This window comes from Mycobacterium sp. 852002-30065_SCH5024008 (assembly GCF_001665645.1).
In the GTDB taxonomy this organism is placed as follows: Bacteria; Actinomycetota; Actinomycetes; order Mycobacteriales; family Mycobacteriaceae; genus Mycobacterium; species Mycobacterium paraffinicum.
On the sequence record NZ_LZSZ01000011.1, the window covers coordinates 15,378 to 30,029 of the forward strand.

15 protein-coding genes are annotated in these 14,652 nt (G+C 69.1%); 5 read left to right on the forward strand and 10 right to left on the reverse strand.

Annotation, left to right across the window (positions count from 1 at the left end):
• Position 1: 1 nt before the first annotated feature.
• The 3 genes from A5781_RS00980 to A5781_RS00990 are packed head-to-tail and all read right to left on the reverse strand — an operon-like array spanning position 2 to position 4,619.
• On the reverse strand, positions 2 to 715 hold the full coding sequence (locus A5781_RS00980; protein ID WP_067199759.1) for an HNH endonuclease family protein: 714 nt from the start codon (positions 713 to 715) through the stop codon (positions 2 to 4).
• Positions 712 to 2,931, reverse strand: a complete 2,220-nt coding sequence (gene recG / locus A5781_RS00985) for an ATP-dependent DNA helicase RecG (RefSeq protein ID WP_067199762.1) — start codon at positions 2,929 to 2,931, stop codon at positions 712 to 714. Before recG ends, A5781_RS00980 begins: the two co-directional genes overlap by 4 nt.
• 2 nt (positions 2,932 to 2,933) lie before the next feature.
• On the reverse strand, positions 2,934 to 4,619 hold the full coding sequence (locus tag A5781_RS00990; RefSeq protein WP_067199856.1) for a DAK2 domain-containing protein: 1,686 nt from the start codon (positions 4,617 to 4,619) through the stop codon (positions 2,934 to 2,936).
• A gap of 259 nt (positions 4,620 to 4,878) precedes the next feature.
• Here A5781_RS00990 and rpmB point away from each other — a divergent pair, with 259 nt between their 5' ends.
• Positions 4,879 to 5,073, forward strand: coding sequence for a 50S ribosomal protein L28 (gene rpmB, locus A5781_RS00995; RefSeq protein ID WP_046185726.1), 195 nt, complete (start codon positions 4,879 to 4,881; stop codon positions 5,071 to 5,073).
• A 7-nt stretch (positions 5,074 to 5,080) separates the two neighbouring features.
• Here rpmB and A5781_RS01000 read toward each other — a convergent pair whose 3' ends face one another.
• Together A5781_RS01000 and A5781_RS01005 are read right to left on the reverse strand one after the other, a co-directional pair.
• Positions 5,081 to 5,902: a mycofactocin-coupled SDR family oxidoreductase gene (locus A5781_RS01000; RefSeq protein ID WP_067199765.1), complete on the reverse strand. Its 822-nt coding sequence runs from the start codon at positions 5,900 to 5,902 to the stop codon at positions 5,081 to 5,083.
• Positions 5,903 to 5,904: 2 nt separating this feature from the next.
• Positions 5,905 to 6,795 carry an SDR family NAD(P)-dependent oxidoreductase gene (locus tag A5781_RS01005; RefSeq protein ID WP_067199859.1) on the reverse strand — a complete coding sequence of 297 codons (891 nt, stop codon included), beginning with the start codon at positions 6,793 to 6,795 and terminating at the stop codon, positions 5,905 to 5,907.
• A 96-nt stretch (positions 6,796 to 6,891) separates the two neighbouring features.
• Between A5781_RS01005 and A5781_RS01010 the strand changes: the two genes are divergently transcribed.
• From A5781_RS01010 to A5781_RS01020, 3 genes are read left to right on the forward strand one after another with little or no spacing between them, the layout of a single operon-like run.
• The gene (locus A5781_RS01010) at positions 6,892 to 7,335 is read left to right on the forward strand and encodes a nuclear transport factor 2 family protein (RefSeq protein ID WP_067199768.1); all 444 of its coding nucleotides are present in this window, start codon (positions 6,892 to 6,894) and stop codon (positions 7,333 to 7,335) included.
• A gap of 48 nt (positions 7,336 to 7,383) precedes the next feature.
• Entirely contained in the window at positions 7,384 to 8,628 is a 1,245-nt protein-coding gene (locus A5781_RS01015) for a hypothetical protein (RefSeq protein WP_067199769.1), read from the forward strand.
• A 2-nt stretch (positions 8,629 to 8,630) separates the two neighbouring features.
• On the forward strand, positions 8,631 to 9,461 hold the full coding sequence (locus A5781_RS01020; protein WP_067199772.1) for an oxidoreductase: 831 nt from the start codon (positions 8,631 to 8,633) through the stop codon (positions 9,459 to 9,461).
• 1 nt (position 9,462) lies between these two features.
• Here A5781_RS01020 and A5781_RS01025 read toward each other — a convergent pair whose 3' ends face one another.
• From A5781_RS01025 to A5781_RS01040, 4 genes are read right to left on the reverse strand one after another with little or no spacing between them, the layout of a single operon-like run.
• Positions 9,463 to 10,113 carry a nitroreductase gene (locus A5781_RS01025; RefSeq protein ID WP_082939164.1) on the reverse strand — a complete coding sequence of 217 codons (651 nt, stop codon included), beginning with the start codon at positions 10,111 to 10,113 and terminating at the stop codon, positions 9,463 to 9,465.
• A 17-nt stretch (positions 10,114 to 10,130) separates the two neighbouring features.
• Entirely contained in the window at positions 10,131 to 11,057 is a 927-nt protein-coding gene (locus A5781_RS01030; RefSeq protein ID WP_067199779.1) for an NADP-dependent oxidoreductase, read from the reverse strand.
• Positions 11,058 to 11,062: 5 nt separating this feature from the next.
• Positions 11,063 to 11,776 (reverse strand): uracil-DNA glycosylase, encoded by a 714-nt coding sequence (locus A5781_RS01035; RefSeq protein WP_067199782.1) that lies wholly within the window; start codon positions 11,774 to 11,776, stop codon positions 11,063 to 11,065.
• A 9-nt stretch (positions 11,777 to 11,785) separates the two neighbouring features.
• The gene (locus A5781_RS01040; RefSeq protein WP_067199785.1) at positions 11,786 to 12,748 is read right to left on the reverse strand and encodes a thiamine-phosphate kinase; all 963 of its coding nucleotides are present in this window, start codon (positions 12,746 to 12,748) and stop codon (positions 11,786 to 11,788) included.
• 143 nt (positions 12,749 to 12,891) lie between these two features.
• Between A5781_RS01040 and A5781_RS01045 the strand changes: the two genes are divergently transcribed.
• On the forward strand, positions 12,892 to 13,467 hold the full coding sequence (locus A5781_RS01045) for a DUF3515 domain-containing protein (RefSeq protein ID WP_067199788.1): 576 nt from the start codon (positions 12,892 to 12,894) through the stop codon (positions 13,465 to 13,467).
• Here A5781_RS01045 and A5781_RS01050 read toward each other — a convergent pair.
• On the reverse strand, positions 13,464 to 14,576 hold the full coding sequence (locus A5781_RS01050) for a D-alanine--D-alanine ligase family protein (protein ID WP_067199792.1): 1,113 nt from the start codon (positions 14,574 to 14,576) through the stop codon (positions 13,464 to 13,466). The genes A5781_RS01045 and A5781_RS01050 overlap by 4 nt on opposite strands.
• Between the last annotated feature and the right edge of the window lie 76 nt (positions 14,577 to 14,652).

A 14,652-nucleotide genomic window follows, 5' to 3' on the forward strand; every position in this document is an offset into this window, starting at 1 on the left:
CCTAGCCCGCCGGGCAGGTGGCGGCCGCCTGACGCAATATCGGAGTCGACGGCTGGTCCACCGGTAACGAATAGCCGCGCAGCACGGCGATGAACTGCATGGCGTACTGACAGGCGAACGCGGCATTCGGCGGCATCCACAGCGCCGGCGGCGCGTCGCCCTTGTCCTGATTGGCCTGTCCCTGGACGGCCAGGAGGTTGGCCGGATCGTTGGCGAACCGCAGCCGCTCGCCCGCCGGCCAGGCATAGGCGCCCATGTCCCACGCGTAGGCGAGCGGGACGATGTGGTCGATCTGCACGGCCTCACCGACCTTGGCGCCGCGCTGGAACGCGATCGTTGTGTTGGTATACGGGTCGTGCAGGGTGCCGCTGGCCACCGCGTCCGGACACCGTTTGGTCGACACATACGTCTTGTCGACGAGGTCGCGGTTGAGGATGTCGTCGCGGGTGTCGCAGCCGTTGTGCCCCAGCGGTGCGTCGTTGCCGTCGTCCCACGCGTCGCCGAATGCCGCCCTGCGGTAGTCGTACCGGTGTGCGCGCAGCGGCAGCACCGCGATGCCCGCGAGCACGTCGGTGCCGGGTTGCACCGTGGGGACGTCGGCGCGCGCCGCGTATTCGGCGGCGTGCCTGGCGGTCGAGGATCCGACCGTCTGGTAGGCCACCAGCAACGCGAGCGCCGCGACCGCGGACAACCACAGCAGCGCCTTGCGATTCACGACTTGTCCAGGTATTCGATTCGGTCAGTGTCCACGAAAGGCGCTGCCAGCAAAGCCAATTCGGGGTTGGCCGGATCATCGGCGTAGGCTCGCACGCAGAAGTCGCGCGCGGCCTCGATGACCTCGCGGTGGTCGGCCAACGAGAGCAAGCGCAGATTGATCGCTCGACCGGACTGGTTGCGGCCCAAGACGTCTCCCTCCCGGCGCTCTTTGAGGTCCAGGTCGGCGAGCGCGAACCCGTCCAAGGTGGCGGCGACGGCGGAGAGCCGCCGGCCCGCCGGCGACTCCGGCGAAACCCAGCTGGCGAGCAGACACAGGCTGGGATGCTGGCCACGGCCGATGCGGCCGCGCAGTTGATGCAGCTGGCTGATGCCGAAGCGGTCTGCGTCCATCACCAGCATCACCGTGGCGTTGGGAACATCGACACCCACCTCGATGACGGTGGTGCACACCAGCACATCGATCTCACCGGCCCGAAACGCCGCCATCGCAGCGTCCTTCTCGTCGGCGGACAACCGCCCGTGCATCAGCCCCAGACGCACATTGGCCAGCTCGCCGGAACGCAGCCGGGCGTAGAGGCCCTCGGCGGTTTCCGACGGTCTGACGTTCTGCTCCTGCTTCTCCGGGTCGTCGGTCTCGTCGATCCGCGGCGCCACCACGTAGGCCTGGTGCCCGGCGGCGACCTCTTCGATGATGCGCCGCCAGGCGCGCTCGAGCCACGCGGGCTTGTCCTTGACGAAGATGACGTTGCTGGTGATCGGCTGGCGTCCGCGCGGAAGCTCGCGCAGCGTCGAGGTTTCCAGATCGCCGTAGACGGTCAACGCGACCGTGCGCGGTATCGGCGTCGCCGTCATCACCAGCAGGTGGGGGGTGACGCCGGGACGAGCCTTGGCGCGCAACTGGTCTCGCTGTTCGACACCAAACCGGTGTTGCTCGTCGACCACCACCATGCCCAGGTTGTGGAATTCCACCGCGTCCTGTAAAAGCGCATGCGTGCCGACGACGATCCCGACCTGACCGCTTGCCACTTCGTCACGGACTTGCTTCTTCTGCGCCGCCGTCATCGAACCGGTGAGCAGGGCGACCCGGGTCGCGTTGTCCGCACCGCCGAGCTGGCCCGCCATCGCCAACGGGCCGAGCACGTCATTGATCGACCGCAAGTGTTGGGCGGCAAGGACTTCCGTGGGGGCAAGCAGCGCACACTGATAACCGGCGTCCACCAGCTGCAGCATCGCCAGCACCGCGATGATGGTCTTGCCTGAACCGACCTCACCTTGGAGCAGGCGGTTCATCGGCCGGGTTGCCGACAGCTCCTGTGCGAACACGTCGAGCACCTCACCCTGCCCGGCGGTCAGCTCAAACGGCAACCGCCGCAACAGTTCCGCGGCCAGACCTTCGGGGCGCGGCGGCGCCGGGGGGCCAGATTCAGACAGCTCGCTGTGCCGCCGGGCGACCAGCGCCCACTGCAGCCCGACGGCTTCGTCGAAGGTCAGGCGCTCCCGCGCCCGCCTCCGCGCCGCCTCGTCTTCCGCCAAATGAATGTCGCGCAACGCCTGGTCTTCGGAGACCAGGCCGTAACGGCCGCGCAGGTCGGCGGGCAGCGGGTCATCCACCGGATCCAGGACGTCGAGCACCTGGCGCACGCACCTGAAGATGTCCCAGCTCTGCAACTTCGTGGTCGCCGGATAAATCGGAAAGAAGGCTCGCTCGAAGGCCGCCATCTGCACCTCGCCGGTGGTGGCTTGCGACGCGATGGCGATGTTCTTCAGGGAGCTGGTGCCCCGGTTCTTGCCGTCCGGTGAGTCGAGGATGAGGAACGCCGGGTGCGTCAGCTGCATGACGTTGTTGAAGAATCCGACCTCCCCGGAGAGCATCACCTTGGTGCCTTCGGTCAGGTCCTTCTTCAAATAGTTCGCGTTGAAGAACGTCGCGGTCACCTTGTTGCGGCCGGCGCCGAGGGTGATGCGGTGGCACAGCTTCTTCGGGGTCTTTTTCATCGGCCACGTCTTGGTTTCGGTGATCGTGTCGACGATCGTGATGTGCTCGCCGGCCGGCGGGCGTTGATCGTCGGAGCCCCACCGGGTCGCGCCCTCGGTGTAGCTGCGCGGATAGTGGCGCAGCAGATCGTCGACGGTCCGGATGCCCAACTCCTCGTCGAGCTGGTCGGCGGCCTTGGCACCCACCACGAAGTCCAGCCGGTCGCCCAGCGACGCCACGGCTACTCGACCCCGATCAAGAGCGCGTCCCCGCGATGGCCGGTGCGGTAGGTGACGAGTTCAGTTCCCGGGTGGTGGTCGTGCATGTGTTTTTCCAGGATGTCGCCCACGGCCGCGGCGTTCTCTTCGGTGTCGATGTCGGCGCCGACCAGCACCGTCACCAGGTCGCCGCCCGAGGCCAGCAACAGATCGAGCAGGCCGATGGCCGCCGCGACCGCGTCGGCGGCCACGATCAGCACCTCGTCCCCGGCGATCCCCAGGCCGTCGCCCGGCTGGCAGCGGCCCGCCCACGTCAACGCGCTCTCGGTCGCGATGCGCACCGATGCGTGCCGGGCCGCACCGGCGGCGCGGGCCATCGTGTAGCCGTCGTCCACCGCCTGCCGGTCGGTTTCGTGCACGGCCAGCGCGGCCAGCCCCTGCACCATCGACCCGGTCGGGATCGGCACCACGTCGATACCCCACCCGATGGCCGCGGTGCACCCGGCCACCAGCTCCTCGGCGGGCACGTAGCCGTTGGGCAGCACCATCACCTGCGCGGCACCGGTGTCGACCACCGCCCGCATCAGCTGGTGGGCGCTGATGTTGGGTTCGTTGGCGGCCGGATCGCGCTGCAGCACACAGGCACCCTCCCCGCCGAACAGCTCGGCGGCACCGTCGCCGTCGACCACGGCCAGCACGGCGCGTTCCCGTATCCAGCCGCCGGCCGGCAGCCCGGTGCCGCCGGAGCTCAACGCAGAAATCACGATGCGGCTCAGCCGCCCCGCCGCCAGCCCCGCCTCGACCGCGGCGCCGGCGTCGTCGGTGTGCACGTGCACCGAGTACGTGCAATCGGCCGACGACGGCGCGGCGGCGATGCCCACGGAGTCGCCCAGCTCCCCGAGCCGGTCGCGCAGCACGTCCGCCGCGGCCGGATCGCATCCGTCCAGCCGGTACATCACCTCGAACTGCGGTGCCGGCCGCTCGGCGGCGCCTTCCGGTTGCGCTGCCCGCGGCGAGAGCTCGTACACGGTTCGGGCGGGCGCTTGGCCGGTGACGGTGGTCCGCAGGGCGTCCAGCAGGACCAGCAGGCCCCGCCCGCCGGCGTCCACGGCACCGGCGTCGGCGAGCACGTCGAGCTGTTCGGGCGTCTTCTCCAGCGCGACGACCGCCGCATCGCCGGCGGCGATGATCGCCGCGGCGAGCCCTTCCCCGGCCTGGGCGCACTCCCGGACGGCGTCGGCCGCGGCCCGCAGCACCGAGACGATGGTCCCCGGGATCTCGTCCCCGCCCATCGAGGTGATGACCAGGTCCACGCCGCGGCGCAACGACGCCTCGAGGATGGCCGCGTCCATGTGGGGCAGCTCACCGCCGGAATCGGTGGCCGCGAGGGCGGTGACGTCGGCGATGCCCCGCAGGATTTGGGACAAGATCACGCCGGAATTCCCGCGGGCGCCGTTCAGCGCACCGGCCGACATCGCCGCGGCGGTCCGGGCGACGCAGGCCGAGCCGCCCTCGGAATTGACGCCCGCGTTGGCCTCGGCCAGCGCCGAGCGCATGGTGAACAGCATGTTCGCGCCGGTGTCGGAATCGGCAACCGGAAAGACATTGAGCCGGTTGATCTCATCGATGTGGGTGATCAGGTCGCTGACGGCGGTGTGCGCCCAGTCCCGCAAGGTGATCGCGTCCAGCAGACGCTCCGACGCTCCCAGTTTTACCCACCTCCTCCACACCCTGCTCCCGGTGGGCGCCAGCGTAGCTCGGCGGCCCGGGCAACGGCTGCCCGTGACCACCACCCGCCGGCGGGGCGATCCGACCCATTGAGCCTAGCCAGACAGGGCGACAGCGGCGGCGATCGTTTTGGTGGTTGCCAGGACAATCGGTATCCTGGTTGGGCCCGGTCAGCCCGGGCTGTCCCGGCCACGTGTCAGACCGCCGAGCCGGACCCCCGAGATTTGAGGAGCTTGAACCATGGCCGCTGTGTGCGACATCTGCGGGAAAGGCCCCGGCTTCGGTAAGTCGGTGTCGCACTCCCACCGCCGCACCAGCCGCCGGTGGGACCCCAACGTCCAGACCGTGCACGTTGTCACCCGACCGGGCGGCAACAAGCAGCGCCTGAACGTCTGCACGTCCTGCATCAAGGCCGGCAAGGTCGTCCGGGGCTAGTCCGCCGCTACATCACGATGTGCCCGGCGTCGACGGGTATCGACACGCCCGTCACGTAGCGGGCACGGGGACCGACCAGCCACAGCACCGCCTCCGTCACGTCCTGCGCCTCGACCAACGGCACGTCGGGCAGCAGCATCTGGGAGACGGCCGGGTTCGGGTTCTCCAGCATCCGGTTGACGACGAAGTCGTTGAGGATCATCGGCGTCATGACGCCGCTCGGATGCACTGAGTTGACCCGAATCTTGTGTTGCGCATAGGCATTGGCCGCTGACCGCATCAACCCCACCACCCCATGCTTGGACGCGGCGTAGGCGAACATCGCCGCACTGCCGTCGCCGCCCCGGCCGGTCAGCCCCTGCGACGAGCTGACCAGGACGATCGACCCGCCCTGGCCCTTGCGGATGATCGACGGGACCGTCGCCAACAACGTGTGCCACACCCCCTTGAGGTTGGTATCCACGATCGAGTTGAACACCGGTTCGGAATGGGATTCCGGATCACCGATCGCCACCACCCCGGCGTTGGCGATGACGATGTCCACCTCCCCTAGATCGTCGATTCCGCTTTGCACCGCGGCCTCCAGTTGCGCCAGGTCGCGGACGTCGGCGACGACGGGCACCACCTTGCGGCCCGTGGCTTCGACCAGCCGCGTGGTCTCGTCGAGATCCGATTTGGTCCCCAGCGGGTAGGGAATCGCGTCGATATCGGCGCAGATGTCCACCGCGATGATGTCGGCGCCCTGTTCGGCCAGGGCGACGGCGTGACTGCGGCCCTGGCCGCGCGCCGCACCGGTGATGACGGCGACCTTGTTGTCGAGTTCACCCATGGCTATACCTCCAGCTTCGTGCCGGTTTGTTCTTCGGCGAAGGCCACCAGGCGAGCGGCCGTGTCATAGTCGCAGGCGACCGGTGACCGGCCGATCAGCACCGGCCCGCCGCGCAGGCCGAACCTGCCGCTGACCCCGACGTAGCTGCCCGGGGGCACCGGCTCGCTGATGCAATACAGGGTGGGTGCCGCCCCCTCGTCGATGTCGTTGGCCAGCCGGTCGGCTACCAGCTTGACCACTTTGTGGGCTGCCGCCATCACTGGCGAGTCGCCGAGCTGCGACAGGTTCGAGGCGACCCAGCCCGGGTGGGTGAGCTGGGTGACGATCGGCGAGCCGGCGGCGCGCAACCGGCGGTCCAGCTCCAGTCCCCACAGCATGACCGCGAGCTTCGACTGCGCGTAGGCGCCCAGCCGGGTCCACTTATGACGGCGTAGGTGCAGGTCGTCCATGCGCAGCGTCGCCGACCGGTGTGCGTCGGAGCCGACGTTGATGATCTGCGTGCGTACTTTGGGCAGCAGCAGGTTGGTCAGGGCGAACGGTCCGAGCAGGTTGGTGCCCAGCGTCATCTCGAATCCGTCGACGGTGTCGGTGCGGCGGTCGGTCAGCGCGCCGGCGTTGTTGATCAGGATGTCGATGTCGTCGTCGATCGATTTCGCGAAGGCGCGCACCGACGATTGGTCGGCGAGGTCGACCCTGGCCACCGACGTCGAGCCGCCCATCTCGGCAGCGCGTTGCTCGCCCAGCTCGGTGTTGCGCACCGCCAGGATCACGTGCGCGCCGGCTTTGGCCAGGGCACGGGCGGTGCCCAGGCCGACCCCGTTGGTCGCTCCGGTCACAACGATTCGCTTGCCGGTCAGGTTGCCGAGCCGGCTCGGCGTCCAAGGTAACGTCACGGCGATCAAGAGTAATGGTCGGTTCTATGTTAATTGGACCGGTTCTGCCACCATTGTTCGCGGAAGCGGAGGAGATGGGTTCAAAGGTGGTTCCACATGAGTGACAGCGCAACCGAAATCACCAACCTCATCTACACCTACGCCGAGCTTCTCGACGGGGGCGATTTGGACGGGGTCGCCCGGCTCTTCGAGCACGGCCGCATCTGCGGCGTGGAGGACGGCCCACCGGAGACGGTGTTCGCCGGGGCCGCCCGGGTGCGCGAGATGTATGAGATGGCCACACGCATCTACTCCGACGGCACCCCCAAGACCAAACACAACACCACCAACGTGCAATTGCACATCGACGAGGCCGAAGGGACCGCCCGCAGCACGTCCTACTACTGCGTCACGCAGGCCACCCCCGACCTGCCCTTGCAGGTGATCGTGACCGGACACTACAAGGACACGTTTGCGCGGGTGGACGGCGCCTGGCGGTTCGACAGCCGCACCATGTTCATCGATCAGGTCGGCGACGTCAGCCAGCATTTGAAGTTCTGATCGCGTTGTGTGCCAATCGTTTTGAGCAATACATCGGAGGACCAGCGCATGCGTGATGACCCCGTCGCGACGAAATCCCAGCACGAGCAGGAACTGGCCGCCCTGGACCTGATCGAGCACCCGACCGTCAAGGCCGCCTATCGGGCGGTGGCCGAGACCTGGCTGGGCCGCGCCAAGGCGTCCGACGCGATGCGGGAGCGGTTCGACGACGCGTTCGCCGAGGTGATGTTCTCGGCGGCGGTGTGGTCGTCCAACCAGGACAAGCTGAGGCCGAAGGTCAGCTGCATCACCCGGCTGGCGCATCCCGTCGACGGTCGGCGCATTCCCGGGTCACGTTGGGGCATCGACAATCCGGACAGCGTGTACCGGGTGATCCCGATCTCCGGTGATGAACGCTACGAAATCCACGGCCGGGTGGGCGAACACCGCATGACCGAAAACTACTTCACGCTCTGGGATGCCCACATGGGCACCGTCGACGTGCTGAACGGACGCACCATGCGGGTCGACTCCGACGGCAGCTTCACCATCACCGTGGACGCCGACCGCGCCGGCGGGCGGCCCAACCACGTGCAGACCTCCCCCGCGGCGCACGAGTTCTACATCCGAGACGTGCTGCTGGACTGGGGCCGCGACGACCCCAATTACCTTGAGGTGCAACGGCTCGGTGGGCCGCCCGCGACACCAGCACGCACGCTCGACGAGCAGGCCGAGGCCACCGCGGCGATGATGGAGTACTTCGCCGACTTCACCGGCAAACTCAGCCACGGCGTGTACAAGATGCCCGCCAACCATTTCAACCTGGCGTGGTCGGCCGACAAGGTCGGCGCGATGCGCAACCAGGTCTACGTCATGGGCCGTTTCGATCTCGCACCCGACGAGGCGTTCGTGGTGGACCTCAACGACGGTGGCGCCGAGTACTTCACGGTGCCGCTGAGTAACATCTGGGGCACCACGCTGGGCATTCTCGACCGCACCGGCAGCCTCAACAAGGCGCAATCGGTCGCCAACGAGGACGGCGGCTACACCTACGTGATCGCGCCGGCCGATCCCGGCGTGGCCAACTGGATCGACTCCGACGGCCTGCGCGAGGGGATCTTGACTTTGCGCATGGCGGAATTCGGCGGAGCGGGTCCCCGCGAAGACCTCGGCGCCCGCGGGCGGGTGGTGAAGCTGGACCGGCTCGACGCCGAGGTGCCGCACCTGCCGCGGATGAGCCCGCAGGAACGGGCCGCCCAACTCGCGGCTCGGCGACCCGCGTATCTGCGGCGCCTGCCGGAAGGGGCGATCTAGCGATGTCGCGCTGGCTGATCACCGGATGCTCCACCGGCTTCGGGCGCGAAATCGCGCGCGCCGCACTGGAAGCGGGCCACAGCACGGTGGTGACCGCGCGGCGGGCCGACTCGGTGCGCGACTTCATCGACGAGTTCGGCGACCGGGCGCTGGCCGTTGCGCTCGACGTGACGGACGCCGATCAGATCGCGGCGGCGGTGTCGGCGGCCGATGCAGCGTTCGGCGGCATCGACGTACTGATCAACAACGCAGGTCACGGCTACCTGTCCGCAGTGGAGGAGGGCGAGGACGCCGAGGTTCGAAAGCTGTTCGAGGTCAACTACTTCGGTGCGGTCAACATGATCAAGGCGGTGCTGCCGGCCATGCGTGCCCGCGGCTCCGGGCACATCATCAACATGTCGTCGATGACCGGTCTGGTCGCCAACCCGCCCAACGCGTATTACTCGTCGACGAAATTCGCGCTGGAAGCGATCACCGAGGCGCTGGCCACCGAGGTGCGGCCGCTCGGGATCAAGGTGACCGCCATCGAGCCGGGCGCCTTCCGCACCGACTGGGCGACGCGGTCGATGAAGGAGTCGGGCACCCCGATAGCCGATTACGTCGACGTGGCGGCGCGCAAGGACTTGATCAAGCAGTTCGCCGATCATCTCCCCGGTGATCCCAAGAAGGTTGCCGATGCGGTGCTGATGGTGACCACACTCGACGACCCACCGCTGCGGCTGCTGCTGGGCCGCGACGTTCTCAAGGCCATGCGCGACAAGATCGCCGCGCTGTCGTCGTCGATCGAACAGTGGAAAGCCGTCACCAAGGACGTCAACTTCGAGAGTTCGTAAGTCACTCGTCGAGGAACACGGCGTGCCGGTCCACGGGGTCTCGCCCGATGTGCAGGTTGTTGGCGGGAAAATCGGGATCGGAGTAACCGATCGACAGGCCGCACAGGATGTTCATCTCCGGGGGGATATCGAGTTGCTCGCGCACGACGTCGGGATAACCGGCGATGGCCACCTGCACGCAGGTGCCCAATCCGCGTGCGGTCAACGCCAGCAGCAGCGTCTGCAGGAACATGCCGACACCGATGCTGTCGGCGTAACCGAGGTCGCGGTGCATGCACACGATGCCGCCCAGCGGTGCGCGGAAGAACTCCCAGTTGCGCAACACGGCGATGCGCCGGGCCTCGCTGTCATGGCGGGCAATGCCCATCGACCCGTAAACCTCCGCGCCCGTGTCACTCCGGAAGTGAGCGAACGCGGCGGGCAGTTGCGGGACGCGGGGCGGTTCGGCGCGCGCCTTTTCCAGCATGGCGGCGACCAACCGGTCCCGGGCCGCACCGGACACGAACACCATGTGCCATGGCTGCACGTTCGAATTCGACGGCGCGCGGATCGCCAGCTCCAGCGATTCCTCCACCAGGTGGCGCGGTACCGGGTCGGGCAGGAAGAGCCGCGTCGAATGCCGTTGCCGAATGGTGTCTTCGAGGTCGTACACAGCCTGTATCCCTGCCATCAATCCCGAACCACGATGACCGTCTTGCCGGGCCGCCGGCCCGGGCGGCCGCCGCTTTCGAAGGCCTCGCGGCCCTGCTCGAGCGGGAACGTCTCGGCGATCTCCACCCGCAACTGTCCCCGGTCAACCAGCGCCGCAAGCTCGACCAGCTGATCCCGATTCGGCGTGACGATGAAAAAGATTGCCGTGACGCCGTATTCGTCGGCTACGCCCGCCGGCGACGGCGCCGACAGGGTGACCAGCCGCCCGCCCGGGCGGAGCACCGGAAACGATCGGTCCAGCGTCTCACCGCCGACGGTGTCGATCACGACGTCATAGACGGCGTCTTCGAATGTCTCGGTGCGGACGTCGATCACCCGGACGGCACCGAACCCCCGGACGAGGTCACCGGCATCGCTGCGCACCGTGGCGGTGACGCGCGTACCAAGCATCGCGGCCAGCTGAACCGTCAAGGCGCCCACCCCGCCCGCGCCGCCGTGCACCAGCACGGCTTCACCCGGGCGCACGCCGGCGTGGTCGGTCAGGGCCTGCAGGGCGGTGAGGCCGGCCAGCGGCAGCGCGGCGGCGACGGCGTGCGAGACCGTCGAAGGCTTGGCGGCCAGGTCCCCCGCGGGGGCGCAGACGAATTCGGCCGCCGCACCGTCCCGGTCGAAGGGGATCAGCCCGTACACCTCGTCGCCGGGCGCGAAGTCCGTCACGCCCGGGGCCACGTCGGAGACCACGCCCGATACTTCATGCGACGGGATCACCGGCGTCCGGCTCACCCCGTCTCGGGTCCAGGTCTCCTCCCACGTCAACTCGTCGAACGTGATGGCGGCGGCGTGGACGGCCAGCAAGACTTCGCCCGCGGCCGGGGCCGGCACGGGCGTCCGCTCGACCACCAGCTGCTCCGGACCGCCCCGGTGCTGCGCCCGCAAGGCCCTCATCTCGGTCAAGGCAGTCGCCAATCGATGGGATCGGCGCCCATGCCCGTGAGCAGTTCGTTGGCGCGGCTGAACGGACGCGACCCGAAGAATCCCCGAGATGCCGACAACGGCGACGGGTGTGGCGACTCGATCGCCACACAATTGCCCTCGGCCAGAATCGGTTTGAGCGTCGAGGCGTCGCGGCCCCAGAGGATCGCCACCATCGGCTGCGAGCGCGCCGCCAGCGCACGGATCGCGCACTCGGTCACCGCCTCCCAGCCCTTCCCCCGGTGCGAGGCGGGGTTGCTCGGGCGCACGGTGAGCACCCTGTTCAGCAGCATCACCCCGCGCTCGGCCCACGGCGTCAGGTCGCCGGACGTGGGCTGCGGATGCCCGAGGTCGGCGGCGTACTCGTCGAAGATGTTGGCCAGGCTGCGCGGCAACGGGCGCACGTCTGGGGCCACCGAAAAGCTCAGGCCCACGGCGTGCCCCGGCGTCGGGTACGGGTCCTGCCCGACGATCAGCACCCGGACGCTGTCGAAGGGAAACGTGAACGCGCGCAACACATTCGGACCCGCCGGCAAGTACCTGCGCCCAGCCGCGATCTCGGCCCGCAAGAACTGGCCCATCGCGGCGACCCGATCGGCCACCGGCTGCAGCGCGGTCGCCCAACCCTGCTCGACGAGTTCGCTCAACGGCCGCGCCGCCGTCACCGGTCCTTTCGAAGCATCAAGGCTCATCGCGCCACCCTAACGGTCGTATGACTGCCAGCCGGCGTAGCCGGTCCACTGTTGTCCGTCGACAAGGACTTCGGCGTTTCCCTCGAGAACCCGCCCGATGATCCGCCATCCGGCGGGCGCGGGGCCGGGGAAACAGGCCACCAGGGCGTGATCTTCGCCGCCGCCGAGCACCCACGACCATGGGTCGGCGCCCGCGGCGGCGGCCGCAGCCCTCAGCGCGTCGTGGTCCGCGGTCAGCGCCGCCGTGGACAGGTCCATCGCCACCGCCGATGCCTCGGCGACGTGCCGCAGGTCGGCGACCAGGCCGTCGGAGACATCGATCATCGCTTGCGCTCCCCCGGCGGCCGCCGCCACGCCCTGCCCGTAGGGCGGCTGGGGAACCAGATGCCGGCGGCGCAGTGCATCGAATCCCTCAATCCCCTTGCCGAACAACGAAAGTCCGGCCGCCGAGCGGCCGAGTTCACCGGCGACCGCGATCACCGATCCCGCTTTCGCCCCGGACCGCAGCACCGGCGCGCGGCCGTCGAGGTCACCCAGCACCGTCACGGAGATCACCCATTGCGGGCAGCTGACGAGATCGCCGCCGGCGATGCCCGCGCCGATGCGCTGCGCCTCGTCCCACATGCCGCCGACCAGTCCGTCGACGTCGGCCGCCGGAGTGTCACCAGGCGCGCCGAACGCGACCACGAAGGCCGTCGGGCGCGCCCCCATCGCCTCGATGTCCGCGGCGTTCTGAGCGATGGCCTTGCGGCCGACGTCGCGGGGGGTCGACCAGTCCAGCCGAAAATGACGATCCTGCACGAGCATGTCGGTCGACACCGCGATGCGGCCGTCCCTGGCTTGCACCACCGCCGCGTCGTCGCCCGGCCCGACCGCCACCGCGGCCGGCTGCCGGCGGCCGCGCACCAAACGATCAATGACGGCGAACTCCCCGAGCTGCTGCAGTGTGGGTTCCGATGCGTCGTCGCGCACGCCACCTCCTCCGGCGCCTTCGTCCCCTGTGTGGGCCTCTGACGGGTCGCCGACCTGCGGTAAGTTGGTTTACTGCCCGCGCGAGCGGCCCGCGCCAGTGTAGAACCCTGCACCGCTGTGCCAGAGATAGGAGGTGCGCGGCGGTGACGACCGACCCCGATACCGGCCCCGCCGTCGACACGGGGCCACCGCCCGCGGTGATCATCGCGGCCATCGCGGTGGCCGTCGTGGCGATCGGCGTGATCCTGGTGATCGCGGCGAATCGTGAGGCGCCGCCGCAACCGGTCGCCGTGCCCGCCGCCCCGGCGCCGCAGGCCGACAGCCCCGCATGCCGGGCACTGGCCGGGGCGCTGCCGCAGCGGCTCGGCGACTATCAGCGCGCGCCCGTCGCCCAACCGACGCCGCACGGCGCCGCCGCGTGGCGGGCCGGTCCGGAGGGCGAGCCCGTCGTGCTGCGCTGCGGACTCGACCGTCCCGCCGAGTTCGTCGTGGGATCTCCGATTCAGGTCGTCGACCGCGTGCAGTGGTTCGCCGTGCGCCCAGAACAGCAATCCGCCGGTGACGCGGGCAGGTCGACCTGGTACACGGTGGATCGGCCGGTGTATGTGGCGCTCACGCTGCCGTCGGGATCGGGCCCGACCCCGATTCAGCAACTCTCCGAGGTGGTCGACCGCACCATCGCGGCGGTGCCCATCAACCCGGGACCGGCGGCCGGTTAGCGCAGGCCCACGCCCCGGGCCAACGCCGTTTCGACCATGGTCGCCAGCAGGGTCGGGTAGTCCACGCCGCTGGCCGCCCACATCCTCGGGTACATCGAAATCGTGGTGAACCCGGGCATCGTGTTGATTTCGTTGAGCACCGGCCCGTCGTCGGTGAGGAAGAAGTCGACCCGGGCCAACCCCTGACAGTCGATGGCGTTGAACGCTCGGACCGCCAAATGCCGGATGGCGTCGGCGATGTCGTCGTCAACCTTGGCCGGCACGTCCAATTCCGCTGCGTCGTCCAGATATTTGGTGGCGAAGTCGTAGAACGAATCCTCGCGTCCCCGCACCCCGGCCACCCGGATCTCGCCCAACGTGCTGGCTTCTATTGTGCCATCGGGCATTTCGAGCACGCCGCACTCCAGCTCGCGACCGGTGATCGCCGCCTCTACGATCACTTTCGGGTCGTGCCGGCGCGCGACCGCGACCGCGGCGGCGAGGTCCTCCCAGCGCGCCACCCGGGTGACGCCGATCGAGGAGCCGCCCCGGGCGGGTTTGACGAACACCGGCAGACCCAGCCGCTCGCACTCATCGGGTCGCAGGGTCGACCGCGACGGGCGCAGCACCGCGTACGGGCCGACCGGCAGCCCTTCGGCGACGAACAGCTTCTTGGTGAACTCCTTGTCCATGCCCGCCGCGCTGGCCAGCACGCCGGCGCCGACATAGGGCACGCCGGCCAACTCCAGCAGACCCTGGATCGTGCCGTCCTCTCCGTACGGACCGTGCAGCACCGGGAACACCACGTCGACGGACGCCAGGACCTCGCCGGCCCCGGACGAGAGGGAGACCAGTTGGCCGCTGCGCCGCGGATCCGCCGGCAGGGCCAGTTCGGTGCCCGACTGCGCGGTCACCTCCGGCAGCCGCCGGTCGCTGATGGCCAGCGCCTCCGGGTCGCCGTCGGTGAGCACCCACGACCCTTGCGGGGTGATGCCGATCGCGACCACCTCGAACCGCTCGGGGTCGAGATTGCGCAGGATGCTGCCCGCGGACACGCACGAGATGGCGTGCTCGTTGCTGCGCCCGCCGAAGACGACGGCGACGCGCACGCGGCTTCCGCTGGCACTCACAACCTAAAGAGGCTACCGGTTGTGCGGCACGCGGGCCGGGCGGCGGGCCGCTAGCTGGGGTTTCGGTCGCCGCGCG

Excerpts from the sequence above, each read along its gene's own strand:
- rpmB (WP_046185726.1), top strand. The coding sequence starts at position 4,879 with ATGGCCGCTGTGTGCGACATCTGCGGGAAAGGCCCCGGCTTCGGTAAG.
- A5781_RS01000 (WP_067199765.1), bottom strand. The coding sequence starts at position 5,902 with ATGGGTGAACTCGACAACAAGGTCGCCGTCATCACCGGTGCGGCGCGC.
- A5781_RS01010 (WP_067199768.1), top strand. The coding sequence starts at position 6,892 with ATGAGTGACAGCGCAACCGAAATCACCAACCTCATCTACACCTACGCC.
- A5781_RS01015 (WP_067199769.1), top strand. The coding sequence starts at position 7,384 with ATGCGTGATGACCCCGTCGCGACGAAATCCCAGCACGAGCAGGAACTG.
- A5781_RS01020 (WP_067199772.1), top strand. The coding sequence starts at position 8,631 with ATGTCGCGCTGGCTGATCACCGGATGCTCCACCGGCTTCGGGCGCGAA.
- A5781_RS01030 (WP_067199779.1), bottom strand. The coding sequence starts at position 11,057 with ATGAGGGCCTTGCGGGCGCAGCACCGGGGCGGTCCGGAGCAGCTGGTG.
- A5781_RS01035 (WP_067199782.1), bottom strand. The coding sequence starts at position 11,776 with ATGAGCCTTGATGCTTCGAAAGGACCGGTGACGGCGGCGCGGCCGTTG.